The sequence below is a fragment of the Superficieibacter electus genome, assembly GCF_002915575.1.
Lineage (GTDB): Bacteria > Pseudomonadota > Gammaproteobacteria > Enterobacterales > Enterobacteriaceae > Superficieibacter > Superficieibacter electus.
Genome location: NZ_PQGD01000009.1, coordinates 40,124 through 56,396, shown reverse-complemented (window position 1 = coordinate 56,396; position 16,273 = coordinate 40,124). Strand labels below are relative to the sequence as shown.

At 48.9% G+C, this 16,273-nt stretch carries 19 protein-coding genes; 9 read left to right on the top strand and 10 right to left on the bottom strand.

The genetic code is table 11. The features are described 5' to 3' along the window. Positions 1-149 precede the first annotated feature (149 nt). On the bottom strand, positions 150-1,352 hold the full coding sequence (locus tag CHU32_RS12390; RefSeq protein ID WP_103675832.1) for an NAD(P)/FAD-dependent oxidoreductase: 1,203 nt from the start codon (positions 1,350-1,352) through the stop codon (positions 150-152). Between the two features lie 233 nt (positions 1,353-1,585). On the opposite strand from CHU32_RS12390, the gene CHU32_RS12385 reads away from it, so the two are divergent. From CHU32_RS12385 to hxpB, 4 genes are all read left to right on the top strand, one after another. Beyond that, positions 1,586-2,089 carry an RrF2 family transcriptional regulator gene (locus CHU32_RS12385; protein ID WP_103675831.1) on the top strand — a complete coding sequence of 168 codons (504 nt, stop codon included), beginning with the start codon at positions 1,586-1,588 and terminating at the stop codon, positions 2,087-2,089. Between the two features lie 165 nt (positions 2,090-2,254). Then, on the top strand, positions 2,255-2,974 hold the full coding sequence (locus CHU32_RS12380; protein WP_103675830.1) for a ribulose-phosphate 3-epimerase: 720 nt from the start codon (positions 2,255-2,257) through the stop codon (positions 2,972-2,974). Then, entirely contained in the window at positions 2,971-3,528 is a 558-nt protein-coding gene (hxlB, locus tag CHU32_RS12375) for a 6-phospho-3-hexuloisomerase (RefSeq protein ID WP_103675829.1), read from the top strand. Before CHU32_RS12380 ends, hxlB begins: the two co-directional genes overlap by 4 nt. 85 nt (positions 3,529-3,613) lie before the next feature. Beyond that, complete coding sequence (gene hxpB / locus CHU32_RS12370) at positions 3,614-4,270, top strand: hexitol phosphatase HxpB (protein WP_103675828.1); 657 nt, start codon at positions 3,614-3,616, stop codon at positions 4,268-4,270. 64 nt (positions 4,271-4,334) lie between these two features. Here hxpB and CHU32_RS12365 read toward each other — a convergent pair whose 3' ends face one another. From CHU32_RS12365 to uspA, 7 genes are all read right to left on the bottom strand, one after another. Further along, positions 4,335-4,619, bottom strand: coding sequence for an HPr family phosphocarrier protein (locus CHU32_RS12365; RefSeq protein ID WP_103675827.1), 285 nt, complete (start codon positions 4,617-4,619; stop codon positions 4,335-4,337). Beyond that, entirely contained in the window at positions 4,609-5,787 is a 1,179-nt protein-coding gene (locus tag CHU32_RS12360) for a mannitol dehydrogenase family protein (protein ID WP_103675826.1), read from the bottom strand. Before CHU32_RS12360 ends, CHU32_RS12365 begins: the two co-directional genes overlap by 11 nt. Positions 5,788-5,805: 18 nt before the next feature. Continuing rightward, the gene (locus CHU32_RS12355) at positions 5,806-6,507 is read right to left on the bottom strand and encodes a DeoR/GlpR family DNA-binding transcription regulator (protein WP_245880217.1); all 702 of its coding nucleotides are present in this window, start codon (positions 6,505-6,507) and stop codon (positions 5,806-5,808) included. Between the two features lie 37 nt (positions 6,508-6,544). Further along, complete coding sequence (locus CHU32_RS12350) at positions 6,545-6,973, bottom strand: PTS mannitol transporter subunit IIA (protein WP_103675825.1); 429 nt, start codon at positions 6,971-6,973, stop codon at positions 6,545-6,547. Continuing rightward, positions 6,970-8,427: a PTS transporter subunit EIIC gene (locus CHU32_RS12345; RefSeq protein ID WP_103675824.1), complete on the bottom strand. Its 1,458-nt coding sequence runs from the start codon at positions 8,425-8,427 to the stop codon at positions 6,970-6,972. Before CHU32_RS12345 ends, CHU32_RS12350 begins: the two co-directional genes overlap by 4 nt. A 31-nt stretch (positions 8,428-8,458) precedes the next feature. Continuing rightward, positions 8,459-9,268 carry a sorbitol-6-phosphate dehydrogenase subunit gene (locus tag CHU32_RS12340; RefSeq protein WP_103675823.1) on the bottom strand — a complete coding sequence of 270 codons (810 nt, stop codon included), beginning with the start codon at positions 9,266-9,268 and terminating at the stop codon, positions 8,459-8,461. 475 nt (positions 9,269-9,743) lie between these two features. Then, positions 9,744-10,181: a universal stress protein UspA gene (gene uspA / locus CHU32_RS12335; RefSeq protein WP_103675822.1), complete on the bottom strand. Its 438-nt coding sequence runs from the start codon at positions 10,179-10,181 to the stop codon at positions 9,744-9,746. Positions 10,182-10,575: 394 nt separating this feature from the next. On the opposite strand from uspA, the gene uspB reads away from it, so the two are divergent. After that, positions 10,576-10,911, top strand: coding sequence for a universal stress protein UspB (uspB, locus tag CHU32_RS12330; protein WP_103675821.1), 336 nt, complete (start codon positions 10,576-10,578; stop codon positions 10,909-10,911). A 51-nt stretch (positions 10,912-10,962) separates the two neighbouring features. On the opposite strand, the gene pitA is transcribed toward uspB, so the two are convergent. Further along, positions 10,963-12,459 carry an inorganic phosphate transporter PitA gene (gene pitA / locus CHU32_RS12325; RefSeq protein WP_103675820.1) on the bottom strand — a complete coding sequence of 499 codons (1,497 nt, stop codon included), beginning with the start codon at positions 12,457-12,459 and terminating at the stop codon, positions 10,963-10,965. Positions 12,460-12,689: 230 nt separating this feature from the next. Between pitA and CHU32_RS12320 the strand changes: the two genes are divergently transcribed. The 4 genes from CHU32_RS12320 (at position 12,690) to CHU32_RS12305 (ending at position 15,250) form a co-directional block, all read left to right on the top strand. Continuing rightward, positions 12,690-13,904 carry a BaiN/RdsA family NAD(P)/FAD-dependent oxidoreductase gene (locus CHU32_RS12320; RefSeq protein WP_103675819.1) on the top strand — a complete coding sequence of 405 codons (1,215 nt, stop codon included), beginning with the start codon at positions 12,690-12,692 and terminating at the stop codon, positions 13,902-13,904. Positions 13,905-14,187: 283 nt separating this feature from the next. Then, positions 14,188-14,520 carry a TehB family protein gene (locus tag CHU32_RS12315; protein ID WP_103675818.1) on the top strand — a complete coding sequence of 111 codons (333 nt, stop codon included), beginning with the start codon at positions 14,188-14,190 and terminating at the stop codon, positions 14,518-14,520. Between the two features lie 10 nt (positions 14,521-14,530). Continuing rightward, positions 14,531-14,869: a DUF1869 domain-containing protein gene (locus CHU32_RS12310; protein ID WP_103675817.1), complete on the top strand. Its 339-nt coding sequence runs from the start codon at positions 14,531-14,533 to the stop codon at positions 14,867-14,869. 24 nt (positions 14,870-14,893) lie between these two features. Then, positions 14,894-15,250: a TehB family protein gene (locus CHU32_RS12305; RefSeq protein WP_103675816.1), complete on the top strand. Its 357-nt coding sequence runs from the start codon at positions 14,894-14,896 to the stop codon at positions 15,248-15,250. Between the two features lie 169 nt (positions 15,251-15,419). Here CHU32_RS12305 and CHU32_RS12300 read toward each other — a convergent pair whose 3' ends face one another. Next, positions 15,420-16,214 carry an SDR family NAD(P)-dependent oxidoreductase gene (locus CHU32_RS12300; protein WP_103675815.1) on the bottom strand — a complete coding sequence of 265 codons (795 nt, stop codon included), beginning with the start codon at positions 16,212-16,214 and terminating at the stop codon, positions 15,420-15,422. Positions 16,215-16,273 lie beyond the last annotated feature (59 nt).

Sequence of the window (16,273 nt, the reverse complement as noted above, 5' to 3'; positions counted from 1 at the left end):
ATAGTGTGAACCACTACCCGTAATGCCGGATGGCGGCTGCGCCTTATGCAGCCTCCAGAGGCCTTACTGTCACAGTAGCGCAGGTCCGCGCAAGCGAATACGCTGCCGGGCAGGGTTTCGCCGCTACATGTAAGGTAAAAAGGGCGTGACTACACAAACGGTGCCAGCGGATCGGCCATTTCAAACGCTGCCGCTTTTTCCGCTTTTGGCGGATAAATCAGCTCGCTGGTAATAGACAGCTTCAGCTTTTTCGCTTTAGCCCGCGTCAATTTCACTTGCTGATCCCAGCCTTCGGTATACACCGCACCCCATGCGCCCAGATCCAGGCAGGTCACATAATTTTCCTGGCGATAAGGCAGTGGCTCGACGGAAAGCAAGCTGGCGGCCGCATTATTACCGGCAAATTTACCGAGCAGAATCGCGTGCTGGCAGGTCATCAGCGCATGGTTGCCCTTATCGTCGGTCGCTGCATATGCTACGTCGCCAGTGGCATAAATGTCCTCATAGCCTTCGACCTGCAGACGATGATTCACATGCAGACGCCCCTGCGCATCTCGCGGTGCAGGAATATGGGCAGTGAGTGCGCTGGCCTGCACACCTACGGTCCAGATGACGGTCTTTGAGGCAATTCTCTGCCCGTCCTTGAGGGTTATTCCTTGTGCATCAATCTGTTCAACTTGCGCATTGACCAGCCATTCCACTCCCAGTTCTGTTGAGGCCTGCATAATCACGTCACGCAGCGCCTGGCTGTATCGTGCACCCGGGACGGGGCCTCGTTCAACTACGACTACTCTGGTCTTAGCTTCGTCACCGAGAATATTGCGTAATCTGGCTGGCAATTCCATCGCCATTTCAATCCCGGTAAAGCCACCGCCGCACACGACGATGGTATTACGCGCTACGCTCTGCGCATGCTGTGCCAGCCCATTAATGTGTTGTTCCAGAAGGGCTGCACTTTCAATCTGATCCAGATTGAATGCGTGCTGTTCAACACCGGCCACGAATGTGTGCCTCAGGTTGCTGCCAGTGGCCAGAATCAGGCGATCGTAATGCAGATGTTGTTTGTTGTTGGTCGCGTTATGAAAAGTAACTTCTTTATTTTCAATGCAAATATCGGAAACGGTGCCCTGGATAAAGTTCACACCCGTTGCGTTAAACAGCGGCTGAAGCGGAGCGGTAAGGCTTGTCACCTGCGTTTCATAAAAGCGGGGGCGAACACGCAGTTCGGGTTGTGGCGCTATTACCGTAATGTCGATACCTTCCTGCTGGTGAAGATCAACCAGTCGGGCCGCACTCAGTGCAGACCACATGCCGGAAAAACCTGCGCCGAGAATAACAATATGTTTACGCATCTCTGTTTTCACTTAATCATTAACGTTAGCTATTAACTCGGATTTTATTAGTCTTAGTTTGTTGGCGCAAGCCGCAACATGCGTTTTATCATGGTGTTGTGAGGATTTTCAGTTAACTTGTTGATACATAAACAATAAACTTTCTTTTCGTAACGGCGGAAAATGGCAGGCTATGGAATGTCTGACCGGAACCCGTTACACTAACTAAGATTATTTATGGCTGAGAATAGAGAATGGCATTTTACAGTTCGGGCGTTGAATATGGCATCCATAGCCTGATGTGTATGGTTGACAGCAAAGGAGATGCGCGCGAAATGAGCGTGCGTGAAATTGCTGCATTGCAAAGCGTTCCTTACGACTATCTGGCCAAAATTTTTACCCGTCTTTCAAAGGCCGGGCTGGTGAGTAGCATAGAGGGAAAAGGCGGTGGTTTTCGGCTGGCAAAGCCTGCTGAGCACATCACCGTACTGGATGTTGTCACCGCGATCGACGGCGACAAATCTATTTTTGAATGCCGTGAAATTCGCCAACGGCTGGCTGTTTTTGAACAACAACCTCCTGAATGGGCCTGTGAGGGGATTTGCGGGGTTCGTTCGGTGATGGATATGGCACAGCAGCGCATGGAAGAGGCGCTTTCCCAACATACAATCCTCGATCTGACTCGTAAAATGTACCGCAAAGCGCCCGATGAGTTCGTGGTCGAAGTTCAGGAGTGGATTTCCGGCAAACGCGGGTAGCCTCCGGCATTTTTCTTAACACTTTGAATTATCACGCTATGAAGAATTGTTTTCGATCACGATCACAGTTCACTTCGGGCCGCATAGTGAATGCATTGTTTTGCGCATAATATAGTAAAAACCGCAGAATAATGCATAAATAACTCATGCTAAGGAGTGAATGAAATGGCGTTGAAATCGGTCATTTTGTCGCCTTCTCTGATGTGCGCTGATCTACTTAACTTAAGTCACGCCGTCAGGGAACTCGAAGAGGCAGGCGTCGATGCGTTGCACATAGATCTTATCGACAGCGCATTTAGCCCCAGTATGCCGCTGGGGCTGGAAACCATTAAACAGTTGCGCAAGCATACCCGCCTGGATTTTGATATCCACATTATGTCTGTCAATAATGAATGGTTTATCAAGCAGGTACTGGATATTGGCGTTCAGCGAATTGCCTTTCATTATGAAACATCGCTGCACCCTGACAGGCTGGTTAATCTCATCAAAAAAGAGAACGTAGAAGCGGGCATTGCGCTTAATCCGGCCACCAGTCTGACGACGCTTGATTACCTCCTGCCTTCACTGGATTACGCTTTACTGATGCTCATCAATCCTGGCTTTGCCGGAGATAAAAGCGAGCAGCAGGTACCGTATGCCGAAGAGAAAGTCAGGCAACTTCGTGCAAAAATTACTGCAACGGGTAACCGTACGGCAATACAGGTCGATGGTCGCGTCTCGTTCGCCACCATCCCCGGTCTGATTGCCGCAGGAGCTACTAATTTGGTGCTGGGCAGTACCGGGCTATTTGTTGCCGGGCAAACGCTCGAAGAGAGTAAGCGAATGCTTGATAAGGCCGTGGCAGGCGGCCTGGCCTTGATGCACAAAGAGGGAGCCAGCGTATGAACTACCAGATCAACAAAAGCCACGTTATCAATGAGCTTAACACGACGCTGGATAACGTCTCTTCACAGAGCGTAGAGCAACTTCTTGAAATGATTGAATCGGCGGATCGGGTATTTTTTGTCGGCGTTGGCCGCGTATTGCTTTCGTTGCAGGCAATGGCAAAACGGCTGGCGCACCTCGGTATTCAAACCTGCATTGTCGGGCAGATTACCGAACCCGCTATTACGGCCAACGACCTTTTGATTGTGGGATCGGGAAGCGGTGAAAGTATGTTCCCGTTGGGCATTGCCCGAAAAGCAAAAACCTTTCACGCCCGTGTCGCGCATATTGGCGCAAATCCGCAAAGCAGTATGAAAGACGTCAGTGATTTATTTATCCGCATTCCGGTGAAAACGAAACTCAATCTACCGTCTGAAACGCCTTCCATCCAGCCAATGACCTCTCTTTTTGAGCAGTCGCTGCTGCTGCTGGGCGATATCCTTGCCCTTTTGCTGATTGAGAAGCGACATATCAATATGGAATCGCTCTGGCAGTTTCACGCCAATCTTGAATAAGAGATTTCACTAATACACTTCTTTTTTGCGCCGTAGTGCAGGAAACCGCACGATGGCGCGTTTTCTTTATTCACAAGGAATAGAAATGACGATAACCGTTATTTTTGATATGGATGGCGTGCTGATTGACTCTGAACCCGTATGGCAGGACGTCGAGAAAGCGTTCTATTTACAGGAACATGGCCTGACGCTGGTTGACGCCGACTTTAGTGCGTTCACCGGTATGCCGGTCATGTTTTTTTTGCGTAAATTGCATGAGAGACACCAGTTACCCGCGCATGACCTTTCCCGCGTTCATGACATCATCGTTGGCCGCGTGGCCGAAAAAATACGCCAGCAGCCCCGGCCCATGCCAGGTATTTTTCAACTCCTTGATGAGTTATACCAGCGCAATATTGCCATGGCAGTCGCCTCTTCTTCTCCTCTGCGCCAGATCGATAACGTCCTTGATACGCTGAATATTCGTCACTATTTTCAGGCCGCTATCTCGGCAGAAACGCTGGCGCACGGCAAGCCACATCCAGAAATTTTTCTCAATACCGCAGCCATGATGGATGCCGATCCGGAGTTTTGTCTGGTCATTGAAGATTCGCTTAATGGTCTGATTGCTGCCAAAGCGGCCGGCATGCGTGCACTGGCTCTGCCAGCACCACATCAGCGTCACGACCCGCGCTTTACGTTAGCTGACGCGATTATCGATCATCATGATGAGGTATTACCGTTTATTTTGACCTTGAGGTAATAAGCGCAAAAAAAACAGGTTTACCGACTGTCAGGTAAACCTGTTAAAAGGCGAAAAGGGATTATTATTCGCCTAAACCTTTCTCTATTTCACTCTTCAGACGTTCCATTGCAGTGATGGCATCATCACCTTCAAACTCGACGCGGATTTCATGTCCTTTTTTAATACCTAAAGACATTAGCGCCATCAGGCTTTTAGCGTTAACGAACTTATCGCCGCGCGACAGGTTCGCGACCGTAACGGAACAGGTAAACGGCTTCAACGTTGAGACGAAAGTCGCTCCGGGTCGCGCATGTAGTCCGTTTTCATTACGGATAATAAATTGTGCGTGACAGTGATTATTTACCATAGTGGCTTACAGATTGTTGGATGGAATAACCTGCGTCGGTATAGTGTTTGGCAACGCAACGTGTAATTTCATGATCTTCCGCGAGGCCAATAATCGTGGCCGCCGTAGCGAGAAGACCCTGACTTTGCAGTGATTGCTGAATAGTCACCGACGCTTTATCGTCCGGGGCGTAATAGGCCAGACCGCAGGCGATCGCTTTAGCAATCGGCGTATAATCAAGGCCAAATTTGAGGCACAAATGCGCCACGCCCATCAAACGGTCACGGTTCGCCAGCTTACGGATCGGGTCCCAGGCAACACGGTGGATGGAGTCCGGCAATTCGTTTTTCGCTTTCGGTAAATACTCAAGATCCGTCAGCGCCTCACGGGTGATTTGCGGATATTCCAGCATCACCGCTTTAATGGTCACGTCATGGACCGCATTGACCAGCGCGGCAATTTCCGGGTCAGCGGATGCATCCGGGATGGTTTTATACCCTTTCAAGAAGCCAAAGTAGGCGGTAGTCGCGTGCGGACCGTTAATGGTGAATACCTTGATGTCTTTAAGCATTTCAAGGTGCTCTCTTGGCTCCAGCCATTCGACATCGCTGATGTCGTTATACAACGGAGTTTGGATCAGCAGCGATGCAACGGCGGTGCTGTCAATATCGGTGGCATAATTGGTTTCGGCATCCGTGGAGCGGCGCACAATAGAGTCGCGGATGGCGACATGGGTATCAAACCAGGCACGAGCCTCGGATGAAGAGATTGCGTCACGGTAATAGCCTTCAATATCTTTGATAATATGGTTTTTGTTCGTCAGGCAGATCAACGTCATTTTTTTGTCAGGGTTGACGATATACTGCTGTTCAAAACATTTCGCCAGATATTTACCGGACTCCGGGAAATCTTCAGGATATAACGGGCACATAATAACGGATGCATCAAGGAAGTCATCCATTACGGAATAGTTATCATCAGTCAGGAAAGCATTAAAGTTAGTCACATCGTGCATGATGATGTCATCAGTACGAAATACCTGAACGGTATATTTGTGGTGTTTGTTTAATTCGTCGATGACTCGGGGGTCTTTATCCAGGAACGTAATATTCCAGCCAGCATTATCAAACGTTTCGCCAACAAAGCCTTTACCAAGGCGGCCAGCGCCTACAATTAATACGCGTTTCATTAACATACCTCATCATATTTAGATGTCCTTACTCGTGAATATATGAGTGATATCCTTGAGTGAGGACACAACGAAATTAGACCTGGTCTCAAGTTTTTCTTCAGTTACAAGGATGGCAACTTCATTAGAGACTTCGGCCATTTTTTGTTTGGTGTAGCACTCATCCAGCCCTGGAATAGTTACGCCGACTTCGCTATCAACATGGGCGACGCCCATAAAATAGATGTCAGGACGAATAGCGGCCAGTTCACGAATGGTTTCTGCACCAATTAATACCAAAGAGTTTTTGTAAAGTCTGCCGCCTAAACCGATAACCTCCACATTTTGATAATCGCTGAGCAAATGCAAAATAGGAATGTTATTGGAGACTACTGTACATTTTATATCTTTAGGTATTTGTTTAACTAATTCGTAGTTGGTCGTCCCTCCATCAATCAGAATGACACTATTCTCTTTGATTAACGTCACTGCTTTCTTTGCAAGTTTGACTTTTTCATTAATATTCAAATCCTGCCTGACGTTAAAGTCAGTAATTGCCGGGCCAACGCGTATTGCACCGCTATGCACGCGTCGAATTAGACCCTGATTTGCAAGTTCATTTAAGTCGCGCCTTACAGTATCCTCAGAAACCTTCAGGCGCTCACTTAATTTGCTGGCAACAATCTTTTTTTCTTTTTCAAGTATCTGAAGAATAATGTCTTGTCTGGCTGCCTTCATCATTACATACTCATGTTATTCAGAGAATAACGAGTATATCTTATAAGTTCAGGACTTGTAAAATTTGTTCTGATGATGTGGCATTACGTAACGCCATAACATTCTCTTCTTCAATACAAATAAGGGCGATTTTATTCAGTAAGTCCATATGTTCGCCCTCCTTACCAGCAATACCAATGGTTATATATGCAGTATTTCCATCACCAAAGTCGACCCCATTGGGAAACTGCACTAAAGAGATCCCGGTTTTAATGATTTCACAGTCTGAGCCATCCGTACCGTGAGGGATCGCAATTCCATTTCCCAGATACGTCGAAACTATTTCTTCCCTGAGCTTCATTCTTTCAATGTATCGCTCGGTGATGTACCCGTTCTGTTTTAAAACATCTCCAGTAAGCACTATTGCTGCAAATTTATCGTCGGCATTGGCATTAAGAACAATATTCTTTATTGAAAAAATGTCATTCATGTTGCTGCTTCCTGATTGTGCTGCTTGATAAAAGCAACGGTTTCATCGTAGTCACTTAACTTAATAAAGTTATTAACAGTGATAAAAGCTGTATCCGCATTTTCACAACTCAGCTTCGCACGTTCGAGTAACCCTGAGAGCGTAATCACGATGTCATAGTCTTTACCGACACGGTTAGCGGAATCATTGACAACGGTAATTGCATCAAGGTTTTCCTCTTTTAGCCGTTTTCGCAATACCGAGGCTCCCATGGCACTGGACCCCATGCCGGAATCACAGGCGACGAGTATTCTCTGGATACTTTTCCGGGCAGTAGCCTGCGCAGAAACTGATGGCGTTATTCCCGGTACAAAATCAGTGACGGATTTTACCTGACGCCCACCGACGATGACGGGATTGTCCTCTTCTTCATCTTCTGAACCGGGGCTGATTTTAAGGAGTAACCAACCGAGTGTGCAGGAGACGATAAAGCCAGCGCTTATCGATACCAGGTTGGCGATGATTGCACTTTTTGGTGTCATCATCGCGATAGCGATTAAGCTACCTGGAGAGGCTACTCCAATCAGACCGCCGCCCATAATAACCTGCAGGAACAGAGAGACCGCAAGCCCACCCATTGTGGCGAAGACCAGCAGCGGGTTTGCCAGTACGAAAGGGAAGTAAACTTCACCGATCCCCGCGATACCGGCAATAAACATCGCCATCGGGGCTGTCTTTTTAGCGCGTCCGCGCCCAAAGAGGGCAATCGCCATCAGCGTTCCAAGCAACGGTCCATTGTTGGTATCGACCAGGAACATAATCGATTTGCCAAGCTCAGGAACCTGCGCAAAGCCGATAGGGGCGAGAATACCGTGGTTAACCACGTTGTTGAGGAACAACACTTGCGCCGGGGCCATAAAGACAGAAAGCAGCGGCAGCAGATTATGGGCAGTACACCAGTTAACGCCAGAAGTGATAATAACGATCAGCAGACGGATCACTGGCCCCACGGTCATGTAAGCGAAAATAGCGCACAGCAGACCAATGATCCCCAGACTGAAATTGTTCACAAACATTTCGAAGCCTGGCTTTATTTTGTGCTGCACTTTTTGATCGAACTTCTTCAGCAGCCACGATGAGAGTGGGCCCATAACCATCGCACCACTGATCATCGTAATATTCGAGCCTACGATGACTCCCATGGTGGCAAATGCTGCAATGACACCACCACGTTGACCATGAATGTTATATCCTGCTGTGTAGCCAATTAATAATGGAAAAAGATAATTCAGGATAGGGCCGACCATCTCTCCTAATTTTTCATTAGGGAACCAGCCATTTGGTATAAAAATGGCGGCCATTAATCCCCATCCAACAAATGCACCCAGATTCGGCATAACCATGCCGCTCATAACTCCACCGAACTTTCTAATTTTCGCTAACGTAGGGCTATTGGCAATTCGATTGTTCCCCATGGTCGGCTCCATTTCTTATGATGATGAATGATTAATGATGTGATTTACCGCCAGTAATATTGATGACGGAGCCTGTGATGTAAGAAGAACGATCTGAGATCAGGTAAGAAATAAGATCGGCAATTTCTTCCAGTTTGCCAGGGCGTCCAAGGGGAATAATGCCCTTGTAATCTTTATGGACGTGGGAAGGATCGGTGCCGCGCGTATAAGCCAGGGCACGGAAATTTGCTTCACTGTTCATTGGGGTAGGGACGTTAATGCCCGGTTCAACACTGACGATACGAATGTTGTACGGCCCCAGTTCTTTTGCCCAGGCGAAGGTAAACGCGTTGACGGCGGCTTTGGTCGCGGAATAACAGCTTTGACCACGTGAACCCTGAACACCCGCTTCGGAGGTCATGTTGATAATGACCCCGGATTCTTGTTCAACCATCTGACGTGCGACGGCCTGAGAGACCAGATAAACCGCTTTCTGGTTAACATTGACCATAAAGTCGAAGTCATCTTCGCTCAGTTCATACTCCGGTTTTTGTTTGAAGACATCGACCAGCAGGCGCGGGCGGCTGACGCCTGCGTTGTTGACCAGCCCGTCGATATGGCCAAACTTCTCAACCACAGTCGCAGTCAGTTGCTCTACTTCTGCCTTTTTAGTTACATCGCATTTGATGTAGGTGATGCCATCGATTTGACTAAATGCGGCGTTGGGGGCGAGGTCGGCATACACTACCTTTGCGCCATTGGCATGCAGGTTTTCAACCATCTTCTCACCAAGACCCATGCTGCCACCGGTCACAATCACCACTTTTCCGGAAAGATCCAACCACTTCGTTGCTTGATCCATTTTTGTTCTCTCACTTTTTTACGTTGGTTTGCACATGCAAAGGCGTGGGTACGTAACATTGCATGTTTATCAGGAATAAATGCGTTTTTGTGCGCGTTTGTAATTTATGCGCAGAAAAACGCATTGACTACGACGATACGCGCAATATGCGAAGTGAATCACATCATAAATTTATTTATGCATATAAATCATATAATTACATTTTTGTATTTATTTTGCGTAGAGGATCGCATTTCTTGTGTGGCGATTAATCAACCAATTAAGAGTGCGCGTTAATGCGTTTATTAATATCATTAATGCATTTATGCGCATTATTGGGTTTCTATTGCGTTTAATAATTGTTAATTAATGGTGGGATGAATAACGTAAGTGTCAGACGGCTAACAGAAGAGCGAGCGCCCCAGAGAATAATTTGCAGGCAGGCAGGCATAAAAAAACTGCGGACCAGCCGCAGTTTTTTACAGGGAAAGTGGGTTTATTCGTCTTCTTCGTCACGCAACGGGACGATCAGCATATCGACATGCACAGTATTAATCAGCTGGCGGGCAGAGGACATTAGTTTGCTCCAGAAATCCTGATGATGGCCACATACCACCAGGTCCATATCATATTTTTTAATGGCATCAACCAGCACCTGACCCAGATCACCGCTACCACTGAGCGTTTCGGTAATAGGATAGCCCGCATTGGTAGAGAGTTCGCTCAACGCATGATGGGTTTCTTCAGAAATGCGTTTTTGCATGTCGCCCAGGTTGACATCAATCAGGCCGGTATAGAGATCGGAATAGTTAACATCAACGTGAATCAGGGAAATTTTCGCATCGTAGGGACGCGCCATCGATACCGCTTTGTCTACCAGTACTTTGCTCTCTGGTGACAGGTCAACCGCGATGAGAATATGTTTATAAGCCATAGTTGTTACTCCTTCCATAAGTTGTCGATGACCAGTGGGCCTGACAGCCTGTGATAAGTGACTGTCGCATTTTCCGCGTCCTGCGTACTACACGCGCGGGATGTATCAGCCCTGCCTTAAGAAGCCTGGCGTAGAAGATGATCCTACCTTATAGCGCGCCAGGTCCTTCGTCAATGTCACTGCTTCAAAGCAAAGTTGAACAAAACTATCAGACAATTGTATTGATAATGATTAACCTTCTGGTAAAAAAATTAACTGATCTCCTACACTATTTAATGAGCCGGTCGGATAAATAAACGTGATCGGTTTCTCACTCTTTCAATGAACTCGTTGTCGTATGTTGGGGAGCGGTTACCCGCAGGCCAGAGCAGTGGGTAATTGCCGGGGAGGCGGTATGATCAGCACCATCGCGCTTTTTTGGGCTTTATGTGTTGTTTGTGTTGTTAACATGGCACGTTATTTTTCATCCCTGCGTGCGCTGTTAGTGGTACTACGCGGTTGTGACCCTTTGCTTTATCAGTATGTTGATGGTGGCGGTTTCTTTACCTCTCACGGTCAGCCCGGCAAGCAGGTACGCCTGGTATGGTATATCTATGCCCAACGCTACCTCGATCATCATGATGATGAGTTTATTCGCCGCTGTGAGCGCGTGCGTGGGCAATTCATTTTGACCAGTTTCCTGTGCGGTCTGGTCGTCGTAAGCTTAGTTGGACTGATGATTTGGCACTAAAAAAAGCGGGCCAGTTTCCTGGCCCGCTTTTACAGAGTGTCAGACTCACGGTTAAACAATAAGCAATGCCAGCCAGTACAGGATACCTGATAGCAGGATCGAGGCGGGAAGAGTAAACACCCACGCCATCAGTATGCTGGTCACGGTTTTGCGTTGCAAACCGCCACCATCAACGATCATCGTTCCTGCCACTGAAGATGAAAGTACATGCGTCGTTGATACCGGCATCCCGGTATAACTGGCAAGGCCAATGGAGACCGCGGCCGTCATCTGGGCGGACATCCCCTGTGCGTAGGTCATGCCTTTTTTACCGATTTTTTCACCGATAGTGGTGGCAACACGACGCCAGCCAATCATCGTACCGATGCCCAGCGCCAGCGCGACGGCCATGATGATCCAGATAGGGGCATACTCGATTGTGCTGAGCATATCGCCTTTCAGTTTTTTCAGCAGACGCTGATCGTCAGCGCTGACGTCCGGCATCTTCGCGACTTTATCGGTGGTATCAGCGATACACAGCATGATACGACGCAGCTGGCTGCGCTGTTCTACCGGAAGCTTGTCGTAGTTATCAATATCAGCCAGCATGGTTTTCGCGCGATTCAGAGCGTTAATCGCAAGCCCTGGATGGCAATGAAACTCAGCCGGGCCGGTGCCAGTCTGTTCAGGCGTCGGAATGACCGGCTCTTTTGCGATCGCTTTTTGCAGGAAGTCCGGATGCTGCTGGAAATAGACTTCTACGTTATTAATCGCGTCGCGAGTACGGGTAATGTCGTAGCCGGAGGCATTCATGTTTACCACGAAACCCGCAGGTGCCACGCCAATCAGTACCAGCATAATCAGGCCGATCCCTTTCTGACCATCATTGGCCCCGTGAGAAAAACTCACGCCAATGGCGGAAAGAATCAGCGCGATACGTGTCCAGAACGGCGGCTTTTTCTTACCGTCTTTCTTTTCACGCTCTGCTGGGGTCAGGTGGATACGGGCGCGTTTTTTGGTGCCGCTCCAGTAGCGGCGCAAAATAAACACCAGCCCGCCAGCGAAGATCAGACCCACGATGGGAGAGACGATCAGCGAAGCAAAGATGTTGATAACTTTGGGAATGTTCAGCGCATCTACCACTGACGTACCGCTCATCAATGCATTGGTTAAACCAATACCGATGATTGCGCCAATCAGGGTATGAGAACTGGACGCTGGCAGACCAAAATACCAGGTGCCGAGGTTCCAGATGATCGCCGCCAGCAGCATGGAGAAGACCATCGCCAGGCCATGAGCGGAGCTGACATTCAGCAGCAGATCGGTCGGTAACATATGCACAATGGCATAGGCTACGCTCAATCCGCCGAGCAGAACGCCAAAAAAGTTAAATACCGCAGCCATGACCACCGCAAGTTGCGAGCGCATGGCCCGGGTGTAAATCACGGTCGCAACCGCATTTGCAGTGTCATGAAAGCCATTGATAGCTTCATAAAACAGCACAAAAACCAGAGCAAGCAATAATAAAAGGCCAGTATGGAAGTCGAGGCCAGCAAACAAATGTAGCATAGGACGTTACGCCATTTTGAGGACATGAACGCGGCGCATTATCAGTGACTTTAGCGGCGCGGGCAAAGTGAAATATAGCCTTTTTTTGATATTAGTCGTGCTTTGTCGAATCGTGCCAGATATTTATCTTATAGATTTCAATGAAATGATTCACGCAATCAATTTTAGAGCTGGTGCGACCAGCGGGTAATCTTTACAATTCACGCCCTGTTTTGTGAGAGGAAACTGCTGTGGAAAGGTTTGATGCCATTGTTATCGGTGCGGGTGCCGCCGGAATGTTTTGTGCGGCCATGGCGGGCCAGGCCGGAAGCCGCGTACTGCTGATTGATAACGGCAAAAAACCAGGCCGCAAAATTTTGATGTCGGGTGGCGGACGCTGTAACTTTACTAACCTCTACGTCGAGCCTGCAGCTTACTTGAGTCAAAACCCGCACTTTTGCAAATCAGCGCTGGCGCGCTATACGCAATGGGATTTTATTGATCTGGTCGGTAAATACGGTATCGCCTGGCATGAAAAGGCGCTCGGCCAGCTGTTTTGCGATGATTCTGCCCAGCAGATTGTCGATATGCTGGTGAAAGAATGTGAAAAAGGGCAGGTATCACTCCGCCTGCGCAGCGACGTGCTGAGTGTTGAACGCCAGCACGACGAGTATATTGTGCAACTTAACGGCGCGACAGTGACGACCACAAAACTGGTTATCGCCAGTGGCGGTCTTTCTATGCCAGGGCTGGGCGCTTCGCCTTTCGGCTATAAAATCGCTGAGCAGTTTGGCCTGAACGTCCTGCCAACCCGTGCCGGGCTGGTTCCCTTTACGTTGCATAAACCGTTACTGGAGCCGCTACAGACTCTCTCCGGCGTTTCTGTACCATCGGTAATTACAGCGCAAGATGGCACGGTGTTTCGCGAAAGCCTGCTATTTACCCATCGTGGGCTGTCCGGACCGGCGGTACTGCAAATTTCCAGCTATTGGCAACCCGGTGAGTTTGTGACTATTAACTTGCTACCGGATAGCGATCCGGAGAGTTTTCTGAATGAGCAGCGGACGGCACATCCTAATCAGAGCCTGAAAAATACACTCGCGCAGCAACTCCCTAAGCGACTGGTGGAGTGTTTACAACAGTTAGGGCAAATTCCTGACGTTACGCTTAAGCAACTCAATGCGCGTGAACAGCAGGCGCTGGTAGAGACGCTTACCGCGTGGCGCGTGCAGCCTAACGGGACAGAGGGTTATCGCACCGCAGAAGTGACGCTCGGCGGCGTCGACACGCGTGAGCTTTCCTCCCGGACGATGGAGGCGCGCAATGTGCCGGGTCTTTATTTTATTGGCGAAGTGATGGATGTGACCGGCTGGCTGGGTGGCTATAACTTCCAGTGGGCTTGGTCAAGCGCATGGGCATGTGCCCAGGAATTAATTGAGTCGCAACGTGTTGAGAAATCGTCGTAATTTAAGGTGGTCAGCTTTTTATTATTTCTGAAGCACATCTGATATACTGCATTTTAATTAACTCTTAATGAGTATGAATAATCATACTCATTAATCGTCATACGCCAGCCATGAAATGACGTTATTATTGCTAACCGTCATGATTTATTGCCGCGGCCATCAAAGTCAGTGTTAAAATACCCACTAAAAAAAGCACAACATAAATTCAAAAACAGGTATATGATATGCAACATATGATTTCCTTTTCTCTGTGCTGAGCTGGAGAATAGCAAAAGGTTGAAATATGCAACGTATCGTCATACCCGCTCACTATGTACATACCCGGTCTACGCCCTTCTGGAGCAATGAAACTGCGCCTGCATCGATCTGGAAGCGTCATCTTGATGCCGGGACACGGCAAGGCGTTTATCCTCGTTTAAGTGTTATGCGCGGCGTGATTCGTTATTACGGTTATGCCGATGAGACCAGTCCTGATCCGGTGGAGACCCTGACGATCAATGCGGGCGAATTTGGCGTTTTCCCGGCGGAAAAATGGCACAATATAGAAGCCTTAACTGACGATACAATATTTTGCGTAGATTTTTATGTTGACCCGAAAATTTTGATTGAAGGCTGAGGTATTCATAATGACCACTGAAAATAAAGGCTATTCTTTAGCGTTAACGAACAGCAGTAATCATGAAACTGAAAATAAAGTCTATTTGAAACCGATGTCGCTGTATGTCCCGGACGTTGCCGTGCAGGCCGTGGCGGCGCTGGCTTCTGGCCTGTCAGCAGCAAAGAATAACGCGAACGAATTTGTCCTGACGGTAACTAATAATAATAACGGTATTTCGGTGGATAAAAACTTTTCCAGCCTGAGTGAGTTGCAGGACCCGTTGACCGCGGCCGATAGCGTAAAAGATCTGATTAATATTGTTCGCGGGTATGAATCTGATGAAGAAACTAATGTGTGCGGCTGGTAATAACCCTGTTACGGAGGATTGATTATGGCGTTTCAAATTCCTGTCCATTTTCGTCACACCCGATCCACCCCTTTCTGGGATAAACAGTCGGTGCCTCAGGCGCTGTTAACCCACCACAACACCAAAAAAGGCGTCTATGGCCGCCTGTCGGTGATGCAGGGTGCAGTGAAGTATTTCGGCTTTGCTAATGAGAATGAGACCACGGCAGAAATAGAAGTGGTTATTGAGGCCGGACATTTTGGTATCAGTCCGCCACAATACTGGCATCGTATTGAGTTGTTGACCGACGACACCTATTTCAATATCGATTTCTTTGCCGACCCGGATGAGGCGCTGGAAGGGAAGGGGATAGGCCAGGTGGTAAATACGCACCGGGGTTAAACCGGTGCCAGGGTACTTTTGGCGTAATGCCGGGCGGCGGCTTCGCCTTGCCCGGCCTACATTGATTACCGCATTGTCTGTGAAGCGGCGGGTAACGGTATTCGTAGGCCTGTGCAAGCGCAGCGCCGCCAGGTATCACGATGTCCGTGGCCGCAAGAAAAGCCTCCACTCAAACAATATCGTCCACGACGCCGCCATCCACGCGCAATGCCGCGCCGGAGGTGGCCGACGCCTGCTCTGAACAGACGTAAACCACCATGTTCGCCACCTCTTCGACCGTGGCGGCGCGCTGGATCACCGAACTGGGGCGATTTTGCATCACGAACTCTTTTGCCACTGTCTCCAGTGACTTACCGGTTTTCTCCACCTCGTCTTTCATCATGGCAGCAAAGCCATCGGATAAGGTCGGCCCAGGCAGAACGCTGTTTACCGTCACACCGCTGCCGGCAACAAATTTTGCCAGCCCGCGAGACAGCGAAAGCAGCGCCGTTTTCGTCACCCCATAGTGGATCATATCTGCCGGAATATTGCGTGCCGATTCAGAAGAGATAAACACAACGCGCCCCCAGCCCTTACGTACCATTCCAGGCAATAGCGCCCGTGACAGGCGCACGCCGGACATCACATTAGTTTGCCAGTAGTTATCCCAGGTTGCATCGTCGGTGGAATAGAAGTCCTGCGGGCCGAAAATCCCGGCGTTATTGACCAGAATATCGACATCCGGTGCAACCTTCAGCAATGTCTCCACGCCTTCCGGGGTACTGAGATCGGCAATCGCCGCGCGAAGCTGCGCGCCCGGCACCGCCTGTTGAAGATGTTGAATGCCCTGATTTACGCTGCTTTCACTACGCCCGTTGATGATCACCTCTGCACCGCTTTCCGCCAGTCCTCTGGCGATCCCGAGGCCAATCCCTCCGGTAGATGCCGTGACCAGCGCGACTTTCCCCGTAAAATCGATTTTCATGATTCACTCCACCTTGTTATGCATCGTTCGAATCATTAAGCGTAGCAGGCGAAAACCAG

Excerpts from the sequence above, each read along its gene's own strand:
- CHU32_RS12390 (WP_103675832.1), bottom strand. The coding sequence starts at position 1,352 with ATGCGTAAACATATTGTTATTCTCGGCGCAGGTTTTTCCGGCATGTGG.
- CHU32_RS12385 (WP_103675831.1), top strand. The coding sequence starts at position 1,586 with ATGGCATTTTACAGTTCGGGCGTTGAATATGGCATCCATAGCCTGATG.
- CHU32_RS12380 (WP_103675830.1), top strand. The coding sequence starts at position 2,255 with ATGGCGTTGAAATCGGTCATTTTGTCGCCTTCTCTGATGTGCGCTGAT.
- hxlB (WP_103675829.1), top strand. The coding sequence starts at position 2,971 with ATGAACTACCAGATCAACAAAAGCCACGTTATCAATGAGCTTAACACG.
- hxpB (WP_103675828.1), top strand. The coding sequence starts at position 3,614 with ATGACGATAACCGTTATTTTTGATATGGATGGCGTGCTGATTGACTCT.
- CHU32_RS12365 (WP_103675827.1), bottom strand. The coding sequence starts at position 4,619 with ATGGTAAATAATCACTGTCACGCACAATTTATTATCCGTAATGAAAAC.
- CHU32_RS12360 (WP_103675826.1), bottom strand. The coding sequence starts at position 5,787 with ATGAAACGCGTATTAATTGTAGGCGCTGGCCGCCTTGGTAAAGGCTTT.
- CHU32_RS12355 (WP_245880217.1), bottom strand. The coding sequence starts at position 6,507 with ATGATGAAGGCAGCCAGACAAGACATTATTCTTCAGATACTTGAAAAA.
- CHU32_RS12350 (WP_103675825.1), bottom strand. The coding sequence starts at position 6,973 with ATGAATGACATTTTTTCAATAAAGAATATTGTTCTTAATGCCAATGCC.
- CHU32_RS12345 (WP_103675824.1), bottom strand. The coding sequence starts at position 8,427 with ATGGGGAACAATCGAATTGCCAATAGCCCTACGTTAGCGAAAATTAGA.
- CHU32_RS12340 (WP_103675823.1), bottom strand. The coding sequence starts at position 9,268 with ATGGATCAAGCAACGAAGTGGTTGGATCTTTCCGGAAAAGTGGTGATT.
- uspA (WP_103675822.1), bottom strand. The coding sequence starts at position 10,181 with ATGGCTTATAAACATATTCTCATCGCGGTTGACCTGTCACCAGAGAGC.
- uspB (WP_103675821.1), top strand. The coding sequence starts at position 10,576 with ATGATCAGCACCATCGCGCTTTTTTGGGCTTTATGTGTTGTTTGTGTT.
- pitA (WP_103675820.1), bottom strand. The coding sequence starts at position 12,459 with ATGCTACATTTGTTTGCTGGCCTCGACTTCCATACTGGCCTTTTATTA.
- CHU32_RS12315 (WP_103675818.1), top strand. The coding sequence starts at position 14,188 with ATGCAACGTATCGTCATACCCGCTCACTATGTACATACCCGGTCTACG.
- CHU32_RS12310 (WP_103675817.1), top strand. The coding sequence starts at position 14,531 with ATGACCACTGAAAATAAAGGCTATTCTTTAGCGTTAACGAACAGCAGT.
- CHU32_RS12305 (WP_103675816.1), top strand. The coding sequence starts at position 14,894 with ATGGCGTTTCAAATTCCTGTCCATTTTCGTCACACCCGATCCACCCCT.
- CHU32_RS12300 (WP_103675815.1), bottom strand. The coding sequence starts at position 16,214 with ATGAAAATCGATTTTACGGGGAAAGTCGCGCTGGTCACGGCATCTACC.